The sequence below is a fragment of the Oceanobacillus caeni genome (assembly GCF_042678465.1).
GTDB lineage: Bacteria > Bacillota > Bacilli > Bacillales > Amphibacillaceae > Oceanobacillus > Oceanobacillus caeni.
In genome coordinates this window covers 1-18,931 of sequence record NZ_JBHTKV010000009.1, presented here as the reverse complement: position 1 = coordinate 18,931, position 18,931 = coordinate 1, and the positions used below count along the sequence as shown (strand labels likewise).

Here is an 18,931-nt window from a genome sequence, read left to right as displayed (position 1 = left end):
GATTTATATAGAAAGGAGTAAGAACATGATCAGAACAAGGTTGAAATGGATATTCGTTTTTATTTTTACTATGGTTGGTCTCATCGTGTTAGCCGGATGTTCTGCTAGTTCGGCGAAAGAAAGTGAAAGCGTCACACTTAATTTTGGTAGCATGGATGGTCCACCACACGTACAAAATGCAATTACTTTCCCAGCATTTGCTGAAAAAGTGGAACAGTTAACAGACGGAAGGGTAGACTTTCGCATGTATATGGGTGGTTCGTTAGGAGGGCCAAATGAAACGCTCGATAATATTGTAACTGGCTTAATGGATGTTGGGAGAGGAATTCACGGATACAATGCTGGAAGGTATCCAGTGCAGTCTGTGCTAAATCTTCCTTTTATGGCAGAGGGTACTGGTGAAGAGTTAAGTATCGTTGCCCAGAAATTATATGACACGTTTCCGGAGATACAAGATGAGTACTGGGATGTAAAATCTTTATGGATTCATGCGGCAGATCCGTATGCAATTATCACAAAGGGTAAAGCAGTTCGTAGTTTTGAAGACGTTAAAGGACTTCGGTTAAGAACGCCATCTGAAGAAGGTAGTCAAATGCTAGAGGCGTGGGGAGCAACTCCTGTATCTATGGGTGCACCAGATATTTATGATGCGATTCAAAAAGGAGTGATTGATGGTGGGGTTCTACCAATTGCAGCAATCAAAGACTTTAATTTAACGGACCTCGTAGATTATGTAACCATAGGATATTTTAATACGAATTTATTCTATGTTTCTATGAATGAAAATAGTTGGGAAAAATTCACTACAGATGAACAGAAATTACTAGAGGAAGAATTGCTTGGATTACCGATGGCGGCTTTAGCGGGAAGAACGTTCGACGAACAAAAAGAAAAAGCAGTAGAGGAATCAAAAGCAGCGGGGGTAGAGTTCATCGAGCTATCAGAAGAAGAAGTGAATAAATTTAAAGATGCATCCCAACATGTTGCCGAAAACTGGATTAACAGAATGGAAGAGCGAGGGATTCCAGGACAAGAAATTTATGATGAAGCAGTTCGTTTAATAGAAGAAATCAATGAATAGAAAGGAGTTTGGAAGAATGAGTCCACAATTAAATGAAGAAAAACAACTAAATGCTACGATTGATCAAACGTCCAGTCTGGTCAAATTTACAAGGGCTTTAGAAAAAGTTACAGTTCATTTAAATGATGTATTGCACAAAATTTCTAGTGTCTTATTGATGGCGTTAATGCTTTTAACAACAGCCGATGTAGCTGGAAGATTTTTTTTCAACGCTCCAATTATCGGAACTTATGAGTTAACAGGTTTATTACTTGCTTTAATGATCTTTTATAGTTTAGGCGCGGGGCAACTAAAGAAAAATCATATTGAAATTGACTTCTTCACTAGAAAAATGTCTGCTAAAAGCCAACACATTCTTTATAGCATATCGTCATTCGTACTATTTATTCTACTATGTTTAACAACATGGCAACTATATGAGTATTCTGTAAGGGTTTGGATTGGCGGGGAAACAAGTGGTGACCTTGGTTTACCATTGTATATCTTCTCTGGCCTTACGATTATTGGTTCTTTCTCATTTGCACTCACATTATTATTGGATGGCTTTAACTCTCTATTAAAGGTGGTGAATCCAGATGAGTCCTGAGGTGGCAGGGGTTTTAGGAATAATATTATTACTTGTTCTTATATTCCTACGAGTTTCTGTTGGTCTATCCTTATTTTTGATTGGATTTCTAGGAGTATCTTGGATAACAGACGGTACAGTAGGTTTAGCACAATTATCAATGGCGGCGTTTGGGACGTCCAATGACTATGGGCTAAGTGTTATTCCATTATTTATCTTAATGGGGATGTTCTTGTCCTATTCTGGATTAGGAAATGACTTGTTTTCTGCTGTTCATAAATGGTTTGGTAAAGTTCGTGGTGGTCTAGCTATCGCTACAGTTGGCGCTTCTTCTATTTTTGGAGCGATTTCTGGTTCATCTAATGCAACAACAGCAACTATTGCAAGAGTAAGTATTCCAGAGATGGAAAAGTATAACTATAAAACAACGTTCTCCACGGCAGCTGTAGCAGCAGGGGGGACACTAGGATCATTAATTCCACCAAGTGTTTTATTAATCATCTACGGGGCATTAACCAATGTACCAATTGGACCACTTTTAATTGGTGGATTTGTTCCTGGAATAATTTTAACGCTTTTGTTTATTTTCTTGATTCAGCTTCAAGTGAAGGTAAATCCCTCAAATGCACCAGCAAAAGCGGAGGACATATCTTTTTGGGAAAAGGTTGCTTCTTTAAAAACTATTTGGCCATTTCTACTAATCTTTCTTATAAGTATTGGTGGTATTTACTTGGGAATATTTACACCAAGTGAAGCAGCTGGGATTGGTGCATGTTTAGCATTTATCGTAACAATTATCATGAAACGATTAAACTTCAAAGGTATGTTGGAATCACTTGATGAATCTTTACGATTAACCGTGATGATTTTCCTAATCTTTATTGGAGCAAATTTATTTGGAAGCTTCCTAGCTTTAAGTCGAATTCCTGCACATCTAACAAATGCGGTCGTATCCATGGATGTATCACCATATGTCATCCTAGCGTTAATTTTACTTGTTTATTTATTTTTGGGGATGTTTCTTGAGGGAATTGCGATTATGACCTTAACATTACCAATCGTTTATCCAATCATTACTTCATTAGGGTTTGATGGATTATGGTTTGGGATTATCATGGTGTTAATGATCAATATCGGTGTATTGACTCCACCATTAGGACTAAGTGTGTATATTATTAGTGGTGTGGTGAAAGATGTTCCAATTGAACAAATTTTTAAAGGGGTTCTGCCAGCGGTCGGCGTCATGATTGTGTTTTTGATTATCTTAATTATCTTCCCTAGTATTGTAACATTTTTACCATCATTAACAGGATAATTGAAATAAAACAGGCTAGTCTGTGGACTAGCCTGTTTTATTATACCTTTGAAAATTTTCTAAAGTATCGTTCATCATATCCTAAACGCTCGGATGCATCTTTTGCTGCGTTTACTACTTTATTTGTGATATCAGGAATTTTACCTTCCTTCATTCGTTGAATCGGTCCAACAACAGAAATGGAACTAACGACTTTTCCTGAGTAATCCCGTATTGGTGCAGCAACAGATCTTGTCCCAACTGTTAGCTCTTCTGTACAAATCGAATAACCTTGCTTTCGGATTACTTCCATTTCTCTTCTCAGTTTGTTTGGATCCGTTATCGTATTCTCGGTATAAGAGACTAATCCTTTTTCGATGACCCTTTCTAAAATATTATCGTCATTAAATGCCAGTAATACTTTACCAGATCCCGTGCAATAAGAGGGGTTGCGTCGACCAATATGCGTCAAGATACGGACAGGATGATGACACTCCTCTTTATGAATATAAATGGTATCTAGTTCATCCAAAATAGATAAATGTGCGGTTTCACCAGTATCATTCACTAATCGATTGAGAACAGGGGCGGCTTCATTATGAATCTCTAGGTTGTTCGTTACAATTCCTCCAAGGGTTAAAACAGATAACCCTAACCGATAATCTCGCGTTCCTTCATCCTTGATTACAAATCCTTCACTAGCAAGCGTAGAAAGGAGTCTACTAACCGTACTTTTTGCTAAACCTAATTCCTCAGCAAGATCACTTACTTTTTGTGTTGGTTCAAATGTGGAAAAGCTTTTTAGTATTCGTAATGCATTTTTAACAGATGAAAGGATTTGTGGATCACTATTCTTCTTTTTCATCATTTCTCCTCCAATACATGTTCTGTCTATAAGAACAATCATTTTTTGTGAAACTCATGATGAAATGCTATTTTTATCAATCTTTGGTAACGGTTACTTTTTATTATACTATAAATAATCCAAATTTTTTAACTATTGTTGCGTATAGAGGAACTGCGACCTTTTTAATTCCACTTTTCGATTTTATAATGAATTTGTAAAGAAAAGATAACTGTTAAGCGATGAAATAAGAAATATGTTAGGGAGGAATTTTACATGCAAACGACTGAACAAAAGGTAGAGATTAAACCAATTAATTGTTCCCATTATATTGGAGGGAAATACGTAGAATCAAAAAGTGGAAAAACCTTTAAAAATATCAATCCTGCAACAGAGGAAGTTATAGGGGTAGTTGCGGAAGGAGGAAGAGAAGACGTTAATGATGCGGTAGAAGCAGCGAGAAAGGCATTGAAAGGTGAATGGGGGAATATGCCAGTTCGCAAGCGTTCTGCTATTATCCGTAAAATTGGGGATTTAATTTTAGAAAGAAAACAAGAGTTAGCGACACTGGAAACATTAGATACCGGTAAACCAATATGGTTGTCAAACAGCGTTGATATTGAAAGAGCGGCATACAATTTTCATTTCTTCGCGGATTATATGACAACAGTTGGCAATGAATCTTATCAACAGGATGATATTGCGATTCATTATTCTGTTCGTCGTCCAGTTGGAGTGGTTGGATTAATTAACCCTTGGAACTTACCATTACTACTAATGACTTGGAAATTGGCTCCAGCACTTGCGGCGGGAAATACAGTAGTTATGAAACCATCAGAAGTAACACCAATGACAGCGACTGTTTTAGCACAAATTTGTACAGATGCAGGTGTACCAGAAGGTGTGGTTAATATGGTACATGGTTTTGGAAATACAGGTGCCGCCCTTACATCTCATGATGATGTAGATGCCATTGCTTTTACCGGGGAGACGGTTACTGGTAGTGCCATTATGAAATCTGCTGCACCAACTTTGAAGAAATTATCTTTTGAATTAGGAGGAAAAAACCCAAATGTTATTTTTGCGGATGCAAATTTAGATGATGTAATTGAGACTACATTGAAATCAAGCTTCATCAACCAAGGGGAAGTGTGTCTTTGCGGGTCAAGAATTTATGTAGAACGTGCTATCTATGATGAATTTTTAGAGCGATTCGTTGCAAAAACAAAAGAATTAAAAGTTGGTGATCCCTTTGCTGAAGATACAAAAGTCGGAGCACTAGTAAGTGAGGAACATTATAATAAGGTGCTTAGCTACTTAGCTATTGCAAAAGAAGAGGGAGGTACCTTCTTAACTGGTGGTAAGAAAGCGGATATGGAAAAAGGTTTCTATGTAGAGCCAACGATTATAACCGGTTTGGGAAGAGATTCTCGTTGTGTACGTGAAGAAATCTTTGGTCCCGTTGTAACCGTTCTTCCATTCGATACAGAGGAAGAGGTCATGGAACAAGTTAATGATACGCATTACGGATTAAGTGCAAGTCTTTGGACTGGCGATGTAAAACGTACGGCAAGATTATCTGCACAAATTGAAGCGGGAATGGTATGGGTCAATACATGGTTCCTACGTGATTTACGTACCCCATTTGGTGGTGCGAAGCGTAGTGGAATTGGCCGTGAAGGTGGAGCACATAGTTTTGATTTCTATTCTGAAATAACGAATGTCACGCTAAAACTATAGGAGGATCCAGATGAATATAGAAACGACAGCTAAAACAGAAAGTCATGTCAAACATTTAGCAAGTGCATGGAGTAATGGACAAGGGGTTCAGCCAATTACAGAGCTGGATCCTGACATTTCCATTGATGAAGCGTACCAAGTGCAATTGCACACGATTAACAGATATTTGCAAAATGGGAAACGTATTACAGGTAAAAAAATCGGATTAACTTCTAAAGCAGTCCAAGAAATGCTTGGAGTTGGGGAACCGGATTATGGACATTTATTAGATGATATGCATGTGGAAAATAAAGGTACCGTACCTTTTAACCGTGTTCTTCAACCAAAAATTGAGGGCGAACTTGCTTTTATCTTAAAAGAAGATTTAGTTGGTCCAAATGTCACTTCTTTAGATGTGTTAAAAGCGACAGATGTCATTGTGCCAGCAATTGAAATCGTTGACAGTCGGATTAAAGACTGGAAAATCACTTTAGCAGATACGGTTGCCGACAATGCATCATCAGGACTTTATGTGCTTGGAGAAACATTTAAAAAACCGGCAAATTTAGATATTAAGCAAATTGGAATGGCTTTATATAAGAATGGCGAACTTCAAAACACGGGAGTTGGTGCGGCAGCATTAGGAGATCCTGCGAAATGTGTTGCTTGGTTGGCTAATAAACTAGCAAACTACGGGATTACGCTTAAAGCTGGTGAAGTTATTTTATCCGGAGCATTGTCTGCCATGGTAGAAGCAAAACCAGGCGATCATTTTTATGTGAAATTTGCTGAATTAGGTTCCGTGGAAGTTTCATTTTCAGAGTAAAGAGGAGGGATGAACATGAGTAAAGTAAAAGTTGGAATTATCGGTTCTGGAAATATCGGATCCGATTTAATGGTGAAATTAAGAAAATCCGAATTACTAGAAGTTACAACCATGATGGGAATTGATGCGACATCAAGAGGGATGAAACATGCGAAGGAAATCGGTTTGGAAGTGTTTGATAACGGGATAGACGGTTTACTAGATAATCCTAATTTAGTAGATATTATTTTTGATGCGACAAGTGCTAAAGCGCATATCGCTAATGCGGAAGTGGCTAAAAAACTAGGAAAACAAATGATAGATTTAACCCCAGCTGCAATAGGCCCATTTATCGTTCCAACAGTAAACCTAGGTTCTCATTTGGATGCAGATAATGTGAACCTCATTACTTGTGGAGGGCAAGCGACGATTCCTATTATCCATGCGATTAATCAAGTGGCGCCAGTCGAGTATGGAGAAATTGTTGCAACGATTTCAAGTAAGAGTGCAGGCCCCGGTACACGAGCGAACATTGATGAATTCACCGAAACGACAGCAAAAGGGATTGAACAAGTAGGAGGGGCGAAAAGAGGAAAAGCAATTATTATACTAAACCCTGCCGAACCACCAATCATGATGCGTGATACGGTTCATGCGATTGTAGATCCTAGGGCTGTTGATGAAAAGGCAATTACGGATTCTGTTGTACAAATGGCAGAAAGAGTACAGTCTTATGTTCCAGGATATAAATTACGTACAGATCCAATTTTTGATGGAAATAAAGTAACCGTGTTCATAGAAGTGGAAGGTGCAGGACACTATCTACCGAAATATGCAGGGAACTTGGATATTATGACATCTGCAGCAGTGAAAGTAGCGGAAGAATTTGCGAAAAGTAGATTGAACGTCACAACGAAATAAGTAGCGGGGAGGAGGATGAATATGTCCAATTTAAAAATTACAGAAGTTGCATTACGAGATGGAAGTCATGCGATTAGTCATCAGTTTACAGTAGAACAAGTAACATCCATTACGAAAGCGTTAAATGAAGCACGTGTTCCTTATGTGGAAGTAACACATGGAGACGGACTTGGAGGATCTTCTTTACAATACGGGTTATCAAGGACGGACGAATTAAAATTAATCGAAGCAGCAGTTGGCGTTGCTGATTTTTCTAAGATTTCGGTATTGCTGTTACCGGGAATCGGTACTATTGAGGATCTAAAAGTTGCTGAAAATCTTGGAGCAAAAATGGTAAGGGTTGCAACTCATGTAACGGAGGCGGATGTTTCCAAGCAACATATTGAAACGGCAAAAGAATTAGGGATGGAAACAGTTGGATTTTTAATGATGAGTCACATGGCACCAGTGGAAAAACTGGTAGAACAAGCGAAATTAATGGAAAGCTATGGTGCGGATGTCGTTTATGTAACCGACTCAGCTGGAGCACTACTTCCGCATGAGGTAAAAGAAAGAATCAAAGCACTCAAACAAGAGTTGTCTGTGGAAATTGGATTCCATGCTCATAACAACCTTTCCCTTGCGATGGGGAATACATTAGCTGCAATTGAAGAGGGTGCTACCCGGATTGATGGTAGTGTTCGTTGCCTAGGAGCGGGTGCTGGGAATACTCAAACAGAAGTATTGGTGGCTGTTCTTGAAAAAATGGGAATTGATACGGGAATTGACCTTTACAAGATGATGGATCTTGCCGAAAATATCGTGGCACCGATTTTACCACAGCCACAAGAAATTACAAAAAATAGTTTAACATTAGGCTTTGCGGGTGTTTATTCTAGTTTCCAAGTACATGCAAACCGTGCTGCAAAGAAATTCAACATTGACTCCCGCGATATTTTAGTAGAATTAGGAAAACGAGAAGTGGTCGGTGGACAGGAAGATATGATTATCGATGTTGCGGCGGAATTAGCGAAAGCAAAATCGTTGGTTTAATACAATCAGGAGGCTGAAAATGGTTACTAAAATGGATACACATTTAATTAAGGAACTTGCGAATTATACACATGGCGCAGAAAAAGAAAAAAGAGAGATTACAAAAATTACTGCTGATTTGTACCCAGAGCTTTCAATTGAAGAGGCATATTTAGTCCAGGAAGAATTAGTAAGACAAAAGCTAGAAGAAGGAAAGAAAATTGTAGGACCGAAAATGGGTATTACGAGTGAAGCGAAAATGAAACAAATGAATGTGGATGATCCGATTTATGGTTATGTTTTTGATTACATGGTAGTTAATGAAGGGGATTCTATCTCGATATCAGACTACATTCATCCAAAAGTAGAGCCTGAGATTGGGTTTGTTTTATCAAGGGATTTGGAAGGTCCGAATGTAACCGCATTAGATGTACTTGCTGCAACAGAATATGTATTCCCGGCAATTGAGATCATTGACAGTCGCTATGAAAATTTTAACTTCACATTGCCAGACGTTATTGCAGATAATACATCTGCAGCAGGAGCGGTATTCGGTACCACTTTGAAAAGACCTGACAATTTGGAATTAGATGTAGTTGGTGTAACACTATCGATTAACGGTGAAATTAAAGCTTTAGGTGCTGGTGCTGCAGTACTTGGTCACCCAGCTAATTCGGTTGCTAGACTAGCAAACATGTTAGCAAAAAAAGGGGAAAAAGTAAAAGCGGGAGAACCAATTTTAACAGGTGGACTTACAGCGGCTGTTATGTTATCTCCTGGTGATTTCGTAAATGTAAAAGTTGGTGGGATTGGTGATGTTTCTTTCTTTGTGAAAGAATAATTAACTATCAAGATAGGAGGGATTGATTTGCCAATCGTTCAAATTTCTATTATGGAAGGTAGACCTCAAGAAAAAATTGATGCTCTGTTGAAAAATGTAACCACTGCGGTAAGCGAATCACTGGATGCACCGAAAGAAAATGTTCGTGTTGTTGTAACGGAAGTACCGAAAACACATTGGGCTATAGGTGGTACAAGTGCTAAGAATTTAGGTAGGTAGTTGAGAGATGGGGAGATTCTAATGTAGGGTCTCCTATCATGGTAACTATTTGTAATTTATCGGTAGAAACTTTAGAGTGTTGCGCATAGAGGAACTACTGGGTTTTTATTACTTGTTTAACCATTATAATCGAATCAAGCAGTTTAATTAACTTTTGAAAATTAATGAAAACGTTACCAAATGATTGAAATTTTATAATAAGGAGGAATTTAGAATGGAAAAGGAATTGAAAAAGTTTGATGTTGCACAATTAGCTCACGTGGAAATCTTTACTCCAGATCCAGATGGCACACTATGGTTCTTTAAAGAACTATTAGGTATGCAAGAAACGGCTAGAGATGGGCAATCTGTTTACCTTCGTGCTTATGAAGACTTTTATCATCATACATTAAAAGTGACGGAGAGAAATGAGCCTGGTTTAGGTCATATTAGCTGGAGGGCTAGTTCTAAAGAAGCTTTAGAGAGACGTGTGAAGGAACTAGAGAAATCAGGAGCGGGTAAAGGTTGGATTGATGGTGACCTAGGTCATGGTGCAGCATATCAATTCGTTACTCCTGACAACCATAACATGGAAATTCTTTGGGATGTTGATTATTTTCAACCGAATGAAAGTCAATTCACTGTATTAAATAACCGACCACAAAAACGCCCCCTTACAAGTGTTCCGGTGCGCAGACTTGATCATGTGAACTTAATGTCTAGTGATGTAACAAGAAATAAGAACTTTATGATGGATGAACTTGGTTTTAGATTAAGAGAGCATGTAGTAAGAAATGATGGGTCAGAAATTGGCTCTTGGTTAAGTGTTAGCCCGCTCGTTCATGAGTTGGCGTTTATGGGTGATGCATCAACTTCAGAGCAAGGCCTTGGGAAACTTCACCATGTTGCATTCTGGTACGGATTTCCACAACATTTACACGATCTTTCGGAAGTACTTACTGAAAATAGAATTCAAATCGAAGCTGGTCCATTAAAACATGGGGTATCCCAAGCAATGTGTATGTATGTCATCGAACCAGGTGGTAACCGTGTTGAACTGTTCGGGGATTCTGGATATTTAATCTTTGATCCAGATTGGAAACCAGTAACGTGGGCAGAAGAGCAAGTAGAAAGAGCAATTATCTTCTATGGAGCCCCGTTACCAGATACGTATTTTAAATATGGAACTCCAAATGTGCAATCAACTGTGATTAATAAATAGGAATATTTAATGTCTTCTTCCTGTTGGGAGGAAGACATTTTTCTTTGTTGTGGTATCTTGTAGTGCCCTTTATGGTAAGAATGTAAGACATAATATTAGAGAAAATTTTAGGTTTGAAAAAATATTTTTATAAAAACTATTAAACTTTGTTAAAACTCCACCGATAATAATAGTGTAGACGTCAGGAAGATGTTTACAACGGCCTAACGTTAGGAAATACCGGTAATCATTTAAGTCTTCAAAAATCTTTTTGGAGCAAATTTTATTTGGTAGTAATTCCATTTGATGGAGTTATTATAAATTTAAAGCGAGACACAAGGACGTGACTTGCTAAAACAAACACATGGAGGTAGGAACAAATGAGAATTAATCACAATATTGCGGCGCTTAATACTTATCGTCAGTTAGGTGCGGCAAACAATGCACAATCTAAATCAATGGAGAAATTATCTTCTGGGCTTCGTATTAATAGTGCAGCAGATGACGCAGCTGGTCTTGCAATCTCAGAAAAAATGCGTGGACAAATTCGAGGGTTAGATATGGCTGCTAAAAACTCTCAAGACGGTAGACTAGAAATGCCGCTCTAAGTAGTAATACTTAGATAAACACTCCGTGAATTCGGTGGAACCCCAAACCAGCAAATGCGGATGGTGGGCAATACCGAGCCAAGCCTAATGAATCGGTAGTTTGGTAATTAGGAAGGTGTGACGGTCAGGTGGTGAGGAACCGTACCAATAACCCACCCACGAGCGCGGGGCACCCTGATTAGGGGTGAAGATATGACCTGAACTTTATGGAAACATAAAGAAGCAGAGGATAAAAAACCACTGCGATAACATAATTGATTTCTCTAATCCAAACAGCTGAAGGTGCATTAAATGAAACGCACTCTATTCTTCAACGTATGCGTGAACTAGCTGTTCAAGGTGGAAATGATACTAATGTATCAGCTGATCGAGGTGCTATTCAAGACGAATTAAATCAATTAATGTCTGAGATCGATAGAATCGCGGATACCACAGCATTCAATGGTCAAAACCTATTGGGTGGGTCATTCTCAGGAACATTACAAATTGGAGCGAATTCCGGACAAGTTATTAATGTTGCGATCTCTGCCATGGGAGCTTCTGCTTTAAGTATGACAACTGCTAATGTATCTGTTGGTACTAATGCTGCGGCAAGTACAGCTATTTCCCATATAGATAGTGCTATTGAAGCCGTATCTAAACAACGCTCACAACTAGGTGCTTTGCAAAATCGTTTAGACCATACTATTAATAACCTGAACACATCTTCTGAAAACTTAACTGCTGCAGAATCTCGTGTTCGTGATGTTGATATGGCAAAAGAAATGATGGAACAAACAAAAGCTTCTATCCTTGCACAAGCTTCTCAGGCAATGCTTGCGCAAGCTAATCAACAGCCACAAGGTGTCTTACAATTACTTCGTTAATTTTAATGGAGTAGTAAGTTAAAAGAAATATCGTGCTGTGACTATAGCACGATATTTTTATTTAGTTTATTACTCCTTAGGAGGGTTTAACAATATGAGACCATTTATTTCATTATGCATGATTGTAAAAAATGAAGAGAAAGTAATAGAACGCTGTTTATCCTCTATTTCTCGTTTAGTAGATGAAGTAGTTGTTGTAGATACTGGATCTACAGATAGAACTAAAGAAATAGTATCACGATATACATCAAAAATTTACGACTTTGAATGGATTAATGATTTTTCAGCTGCGCGAAATTATGCAGCTTCAAAAGCCGCAGGGGAGTGGATACTTGTATTAGATGCAGATGAGTATGTTGATGAGGAAAATTTTAAAGATTTTATTCTAAAGTTAAAAGAAGATAACGGTCAATATGACTCATACTTTGTCAAAATACTTAACTTTGCTGGAAGTTTTGGAGAAACTTTAGTTCAGAACTTTCATGATAGAATTTATAAAAATAACGGTGAAATTAGCTATTATCGAAAGATTCATGAACAATTTAAAACCAACTCAGGAAAACCATTGAAAAATAGTAAGTCCAATCTGTTAATTTTTCATTCGGGGTATTTAAAAAATACAGTTGTTGAAAAAGAAAAAAGACGGCGAAATAAAGAATTAATCGATAAGGAAATAAAATACGGAAGTAATAAAGCATTTGATCACTTTAATATAGGAAATGAGTATTGTTCAATTGGTGAATATGAAAAGGCATTAGATGCATATCTAGCAGCCTATAAATTAAAAAAGGATTTTAGGTTGGCATGGGTATCTACTGCATTAATTCAAATTATTATATGTTTAATTAATCTAAAAAGATATAACGATGCATTAAATGTTATTGTGGACGCTGAAAAAATTTATGCTAATTCCCCCGAATTTCCATGTTTAAAAGGTGAAATCTTCTTTTTGAGAGGGCAATTAGAGGATGCAAAATCTACTTTTCAGGAACTAATAGAGAATAATGAAAAATATCAGCATATTATTTTAAGACCCGATTTAAAAGACCAAAGGCCCCACCTACGTTTAGGGGAAATATTTCTTAACCAAGAAGAATATAATGGGGCAATTTACCATTTTACAAATGTATTAAATATAAATAATAACAATATAGAAAGTATTAATAAGGTAGTGTGCTTACTAAACAAATTTCATACAGAAGATGAAATAGCAACCTTTTTAAAAACGAACAACCTAGTGAATGAGAATAATATTCAAATATATGTTAGAGCATGTTTTGATGTAGGTAACCCTTCTTTAGCATTAAACTTACTTAAAGAATATACGGATAAATATAGACTATTACAAAAGGCTTCAATTCTTAAAAGACTATGTATTAGTAATGTAGGGGATATTGATGAAATAAACGGCATATTACAATCAGATGTTTTGGAGAAATTGTTAGAATCAAATTGGATTAATATTGTCGATATATTATTATTAAACGATTATGTGTCTCAAGAATATGATTTAATACCCTTAATTAATTCTATGAAACAGAGTAAGCAGATTAGGGAATTAATGGATTTATTAGATGGTAATGAGTATCTCGTAAATCTTGATGAGAATTTAATCGTATATACATTACAGCAATTTTTTATTTATAAAAGATATGACTTGTGTAATGTAATTTTAGAGGACATAGAAAAAACTAATAAAGGAACAATTCTTAAAGTTGCTAGGATATTATTTTCTAATGAGTTTAAAGGAGAAGCTTTGCAACTATATGATTTATGTGATTGGGACAGATTTAACGAGCAAGATTTTATAAATATAATTGATAGTTTAATAGAAACAAATGATAAAGAAAGTGTTTTAGAAGTAGCGAAATTAGCAATGGATACGTTTGAAGAGGATTTTCGTTTTTATAAGTATGTTTTGGAAAATACAATGGACAACTTTGTATTTAAAAAGGTTAGTGAAAAGGTAAATAAGATATTTACTCACAGTGAATATCTAAAAAATGTCACACTTACTAATGAAAAAAACTTAAAGGATGAGGAAAGCACTAAAATAATAATTACCGAACAAAATAAAATATTAGATGTATTTTTGAAGTATATAGATAAGTATCTAATAAATCATTTTTCGCTAAAAAAGGATGAATTTACTGTTTGTTATCCGTATATTTCTTTCTTGAATAAAGATTGTGATTTTGCTAGTATTCAATTCCTGTTAGTGGTCGGTAACGATGTTAGAAAAAGTTCTACAATAGAGGTAGTAAAAGAAGAAGAACAATGGATTTTGCAAAATTTAAAAATGGACGGAGTAGATTATAAACAGAAAAAGATTATTCAGAAACAAAATTATATAACCAAGAAACCTAAAGTATTACTGGGGTATAGAGATTATAGTGGTTGTAATACCCTTGCTTTATATAAATCAATACCATCATACATCACAGATAATTTTCAAATAGAATTTGTTAAAGCAGCGACAAATGAATTTAGTGAAAAGGCTCTAAAGAGTGACGTAATAGTAACAACAAATATGGAATTCAATCCTAAACAAATTTCTGATATTGGAGAAAAAATTATTATAGATACATGGCATGGCTTCCCATTAAAAAATATGTTTTATACTGATCCATATTATTTTTATAAAAATTCAATTGAACAATTTTGGAGCGAAGTTGATTTTTTGACATCATATTCAAATTTGTATAGTAATACAATTAATAATTCAATTAAAGTAGATCCTGAAAAATATATAATTACTGGTTCACCCAGAAATGATTTTCTATTTAATCAGGACACTAGCAGGAAGTTACTGTTGGAATTATTAGGAAAAGAGGATAATGGACAAAGGTTTATATTTTATATGCCTACTTTTCGTAATGAGGATGTACAAAATTCTAATAGTTCTTCTAACCTTTTTGGTTTTAAAGATTTTAACCTAGATTCATTAGAAAATTTCTTGAATGTGAATAATTACGAACTAATAGTAAAACTTCATCCTCTTTATAAAAAGAATCTTAGCGGCAATTTATTCAGTTATTCAAGAATAAGTATGTATCCTGAACATACAGCTTATAAGGAAACTACTGACCTTTATGAAGTTTTAAGTGCAACGGATATTTTAATTACAGACTATAGCTCAATTTACTTTGATTATTTATTATTGGATAAACCTATAGTTTTTGCTACACCAGACTTAGAACAGTATCAAGAAGAAAGAGGTTTTTGCCTTAAACCATTTGAAAATTGGACTCCGGGCCCTAAAGTTGTTACTCAGGAACAACTTCAATGTGAATTGATAAAATATGAAAAAGATAAAGATTACTATAGTTTATTCAGAAAAGAAATTAAAGATAAAGTTCATCAATATAAAGACGGGAAGTCTTCGGAAAGAGTATGGAAATTTATATCATCACTTTATTGTTAAATAGAAAATCCGCTAATATTGTAATGGGGGAGTATACGTGTATGAACCAATGGTGAGCATAATTGTACCAATCTATAACGTAGAAGAATACCTAGAAGAAACTTTAAAATCTTTAGTGGAACAGACTTATAATAATGTTGAAATTATATTAGTTGATGATGCATCCACCGATAAGTCACTTCAAATTGCTTCGCATTTTGCTGAAGTTTATAGAAATATTAAAGTAATCGGTCAAACTTTTAATAGGGGTGTTTCGGTTGCAAGAAATACTGGATTAGACTTAGCCAATGGATCATATATAATGTTTGTTGATTCAGATGATTTACTTAGTAAGAATGCTGTTCAAATCATGATGGGAATTGTAAGTAAATATAGTGCGGATTTAGTTTTGGGAATGTATAAGAACTTTAATGACAATGGGATGTATTTACCTGCTATTTTCCAAAGTTATGTGGATTTATCTGAAGGTATTAGGGTATTTGACTATATAAACACAGAGTTATTTTCGAATGTATATACCTGGGGAAAGTTATATAAAAAAGAGTTGATTGAAAACCTCTATTTTCCTGAAAATATTAACTATAATGAGGATATACCTTTTTCAATGTATACCTATCTATATGCAAATAAAATTTATTTAGCCCCTACAACTACATATTTTTACAGAATAAGACAGCAATATGATTCTCTTTCGCTTATAGCTCCAAAAAACCCAATCTCTTCATTGAATGATATCTTTGCATCTTTTAAGGTTGGTATGGAGTATTTTGAATCATTTGATGATAAGAAATATTTGTTAGAAATATATATTAGTAGAGTAGTGGCTGGAAGTATCAAATATATATTTGAGGGTGCCTTACAAACAAAAGATGCACTTGTACATAAAAAAGTTTTAGAGCATCTTATTAACTGGATTAAAAGTCTCAATCCCACGATAGTTTATAATCAAAGCTTTCGAAAAGTATTTGTAGAGAATGGGGGACAGTATCTTAATCTGATTGATAATACTTCGGCAAAATTATATATTGAATTATTAAGGATAATTAAATTCAAGATGCAGACAGTTTTTGAACAGAAAAATATATGAATGTTATGAAGCATAACATTTAAAGGATTCGATGATATGGTTCTTCGAAAAATCATCAATTTCAAGATTTTGTATTCGTGATGTTGACTGTACTTTGGTAAACATAGAACAATGACAGCACAGTATCCTTGCTGGTAATGGCTAGTGATTATTAAGCTCCTATCCCAAAAAGATGGGGAAGGTTCAACGACTAGGATAGACCATCTAAGGCGTAAGCTGCGATGATGAAATCCATAGGTGAAACAATGGTTATCAGCATTGTGAATACGAAGTGCCCGCCCCCTAGGTTGCTAGAGGGTGAAGATATAGTCTGGTCATTTGTGAAAGTAAATATTCGCACGATGGCGAAATAAATGATGGAACAAACTAAAAATTCAATTCTTGGTCAAGCAGTAAGCAATGTTGGCCCAATCTAATCAGATGCCTCAAGGAGTATTACAACTCTTGAGATATTGATTAGAAGGGTGTCTAGCTTGATAATGACTAGAGTATAACTGGGTGAATTGCTGAAACTTCCTAAAGCTTTATCAACCACAACGTACTGGAAACGGTCAGCGTGAAGGTCTTAAAATAATAAAAATGAAACAATGGATAATTAGCAGTCAAGCTTCTATGAGGAAATTCTGGAGAAGGTCCAACGACTAAAGAAGTACGGTCTAAGCCAAAAAGCTATGACTATGAATCTCGTAGGGCAGTGAAAACTGTTCAAAGTGCCTAGCTCCATGGAAAACGTGGATGAAGATATAGTCTATTCTGTAACCAAAAAGAACAGCGCAAAGCAAGCCAACCAATTACCATAAGGAGTTTTACAACTTCTTCGTTAATTTTTTTATTAATATTGGGACTCTAGTTTTACTGGAGTCCTTTTTAAGTTTAGAGATCTTTTATAGGGTATTAAATATTCTAGGAGGATTAATTATTGGTTGTCACAAAGAGAAAAGAGAATTTTATGATTGCTCCGAATATTGATGTTCCCACTTTTGAAAATGATATTCAATTATTAAATAAAGCGCGCACGGAGATGCAGGCCCTTTATTCAAATTTATTGAATTTAGATAGTTCAACCTTTTTAAGGGACGCACTTAAATTAGGGCAGATAAGCTTTAAATCAATAATCGTTGCTAAAAAGGGAAATCAAGATTATATTCAGATACATCATAATCAAGTTAGATGGCTAGTAAATTATTTTTATTATATAAGTGAAATTAGAAGAAACCAAATTTCGTATTCATACTGTCCAGTCTTAAATCAACATCCATTAGACGTAATTAACGGGGTACTAATCGGGAAGGAGAAATTAATCAAAGCCTGTACACCTGAAAGAAAAAAAGATATATCCTCGTCATATGGGTAGGGTTTAGGATTTCTTTTACTAGCGAATCTAGAAAATGTTTCTCCATTAGGAGTGTTAAAAATTACTAACGGAAAAGATTCAACTCCAGATTTTACTGTTATTAATAAATATAAAAGGGTTTCTATCCTATCAGAGATCAAGTCTTCAATAAACGATAGGCCTTCAGATCCGAAAAAACAGTTGTCTAACTCGAATAATATAAGCGGTTTAGGTATTCAGGTTAAATTTAATAGTGAGGAATCCCCAGTAGAAATTATACTAAAGTATCCCGTATATTCTTTAGAAGGAAGTATTATTTCCTCAGTTTATACTAATATTGCTATACTAGAAAGTCTTTTGAAATTAGAGGAAAAAGATATTGTGAGTTTAAAGAATCCTCAGTGGGCTAAAGAGATTGTATCGTTGTTTGAAGGGTTGGAGAAATTAAACATTAATGAATTAATAGTCGATGATTATTTATATACTGGAATTGATGTGGTAGATAATTTTTTTAGTTTATATTTTGATTATCAAGAAGATGGTAGTAAAGGTTTGGAAAAAGTATTTAAGGTATAGTTTAATAAAGACATATGGATAGGCATAAGCATTATGATTCTGAAGTGCTTTAACCTGCTAAGAATTATTAAAGGGATGGTAAAGTCATGGGCTCTGATGTCAGTTCTATTGACCTTGCACGGATGGGGATGATTCCCAATTGATAAATTTACCATGTTTAATAATTCACAAAAATAAATAGCTCCTATTGTTGTTACTGCATTAACAGCGGTTGTAACTATAATCGCACTTGTCACCAATCAAAGAAAGAAGTAAACTGCCCCATTCTCGGCCAAGATTAGGGTAGCTACTTCTTTAAAGCAAAACATTTACTTGGTCAACCTCTTATTATGCGGTATGTAGTTGGAATTTATCGGGTGCCCTTAGTGCCCGATCGTTTTTTAGTATTACAAGGTGTTTGCTGACAAGTAACTCATATATATTCTTTTTGATTATTATGCCTTTTTTTGTAATGTATTACAAGTGAGTGATATTTAATCCGTAAGCGTCAAATATAGACCACCTTCTAATATTAATTGGGCTATGTAATAATCTCCTTAAGAAAATCTTTAAGGGGG

15 protein-coding genes and 3 pseudogenes are annotated in these 18,931 nt (G+C 35.4%); 17 read left to right on the top strand and 1 reads right to left on the bottom strand.

Annotated elements, in window-relative coordinates; all coding sequences use genetic code 11:
- Positions 1-25 precede the first annotated feature (25 nt).
- The 3 genes from ACFQ18_RS08355 to ACFQ18_RS08345 are packed head-to-tail and all read left to right on the top strand — an operon-like array spanning position 26 to position 2,961.
- Positions 26-1,081, top strand: coding sequence for a TRAP transporter substrate-binding protein (locus tag ACFQ18_RS08355; RefSeq protein WP_204798162.1), 1,056 nt, complete (start codon positions 26-28; stop codon positions 1,079-1,081).
- A gap of 16 nt (positions 1,082-1,097) precedes the next feature.
- Positions 1,098-1,667, top strand: coding sequence for a TRAP transporter small permease (locus tag ACFQ18_RS08350; RefSeq protein ID WP_204798163.1), 570 nt, complete (start codon positions 1,098-1,100; stop codon positions 1,665-1,667).
- Positions 1,657-2,961 carry a TRAP transporter large permease gene (locus ACFQ18_RS08345; protein WP_204798164.1) on the top strand — a complete coding sequence of 435 codons (1,305 nt, stop codon included), beginning with the start codon at positions 1,657-1,659 and terminating at the stop codon, positions 2,959-2,961. Before ACFQ18_RS08350 ends, ACFQ18_RS08345 begins: the two co-directional genes overlap by 11 nt.
- A gap of 40 nt (positions 2,962-3,001) precedes the next feature.
- On the opposite strand, the gene ACFQ18_RS08340 is transcribed toward ACFQ18_RS08345, so the two are convergent.
- Entirely contained in the window at positions 3,002-3,805 is an 804-nt protein-coding gene (locus ACFQ18_RS08340) for an IclR family transcriptional regulator (RefSeq protein WP_204798165.1), read from the bottom strand.
- Positions 3,806-4,060: 255 nt separating this feature from the next.
- Between ACFQ18_RS08340 and ACFQ18_RS08335 the strand changes: the two genes are divergently transcribed.
- The 14 genes and pseudogenes from ACFQ18_RS08335 to ACFQ18_RS08270 all read left to right on the top strand — a co-directional run bounded on the left by ACFQ18_RS08335 (position 4,061) and on the right by ACFQ18_RS08270 (position 18,374).
- Positions 4,061-5,524, top strand: coding sequence for an aldehyde dehydrogenase (locus ACFQ18_RS08335; RefSeq protein WP_204798166.1), 1,464 nt, complete (start codon positions 4,061-4,063; stop codon positions 5,522-5,524).
- A 10-nt stretch (positions 5,525-5,534) separates the two neighbouring features.
- Complete coding sequence (locus tag ACFQ18_RS08330) at positions 5,535-6,329, top strand: 2-keto-4-pentenoate hydratase (RefSeq protein WP_204798167.1); 795 nt, start codon at positions 5,535-5,537, stop codon at positions 6,327-6,329.
- 15 nt (positions 6,330-6,344) lie between these two features.
- The gene (locus tag ACFQ18_RS08325) at positions 6,345-7,229 is read left to right on the top strand and encodes an acetaldehyde dehydrogenase (acetylating) (protein ID WP_204798168.1); all 885 of its coding nucleotides are present in this window, start codon (positions 6,345-6,347) and stop codon (positions 7,227-7,229) included.
- Positions 7,230-7,250: 21 nt separating this feature from the next.
- Complete coding sequence (gene dmpG / locus ACFQ18_RS08320; protein WP_204798169.1) at positions 7,251-8,261, top strand: 4-hydroxy-2-oxovalerate aldolase; 1,011 nt, start codon at positions 7,251-7,253, stop codon at positions 8,259-8,261.
- A 31-nt stretch (positions 8,262-8,292) separates the two neighbouring features.
- Complete coding sequence (locus tag ACFQ18_RS08315) at positions 8,293-9,081, top strand: 2-keto-4-pentenoate hydratase (RefSeq protein ID WP_204798182.1); 789 nt, start codon at positions 8,293-8,295, stop codon at positions 9,079-9,081.
- 27 nt (positions 9,082-9,108) lie between these two features.
- Positions 9,109-9,300, top strand: a complete 192-nt coding sequence (locus ACFQ18_RS08310; protein ID WP_204798170.1) for a 4-oxalocrotonate tautomerase — start codon at positions 9,109-9,111, stop codon at positions 9,298-9,300.
- A gap of 214 nt (positions 9,301-9,514) precedes the next feature.
- Entirely contained in the window at positions 9,515-10,501 is a 987-nt protein-coding gene (locus ACFQ18_RS08305) for a catechol 2,3-dioxygenase (RefSeq protein ID WP_204798171.1), read from the top strand.
- A 359-nt stretch (positions 10,502-10,860) separates the two neighbouring features.
- Positions 10,861-11,067: pseudogene (locus ACFQ18_RS08300) on the top strand (flagellin N-terminal helical domain-containing protein); the annotation flags it as partial.
- 278 nt (positions 11,068-11,345) lie between these two features.
- Positions 11,346-11,954, top strand: a pseudogene (locus ACFQ18_RS08295) (flagellin); the annotation flags it as partial.
- Positions 11,955-12,048: 94 nt separating this feature from the next.
- Positions 12,049-15,378 (top strand): CDP-glycerol glycerophosphotransferase family protein, encoded by a 3,330-nt coding sequence (locus tag ACFQ18_RS08290; protein ID WP_204798173.1) that lies wholly within the window; start codon positions 12,049-12,051, stop codon positions 15,376-15,378.
- Between the two features lie 37 nt (positions 15,379-15,415).
- Entirely contained in the window at positions 15,416-16,465 is a 1,050-nt protein-coding gene (locus ACFQ18_RS08285) for a glycosyltransferase (RefSeq protein WP_204798174.1), read from the top strand.
- A 353-nt stretch (positions 16,466-16,818) separates the two neighbouring features.
- Positions 16,819-16,921 (top strand): annotated as a pseudogene (locus tag ACFQ18_RS08280) (flagellin); the annotation flags it as partial.
- Between the two features lie 463 nt (positions 16,922-17,384).
- Positions 17,385-17,819, top strand: coding sequence for a hypothetical protein (locus ACFQ18_RS08275; RefSeq protein ID WP_204798175.1), 435 nt, complete (start codon positions 17,385-17,387; stop codon positions 17,817-17,819).
- Positions 17,820-17,870: 51 nt separating this feature from the next.
- Complete coding sequence (locus ACFQ18_RS08270) at positions 17,871-18,374, top strand: hypothetical protein (RefSeq protein WP_204798176.1); 504 nt, start codon at positions 17,871-17,873, stop codon at positions 18,372-18,374.
- The last annotated feature ends 557 nt before the right edge of the window (positions 18,375-18,931 follow it).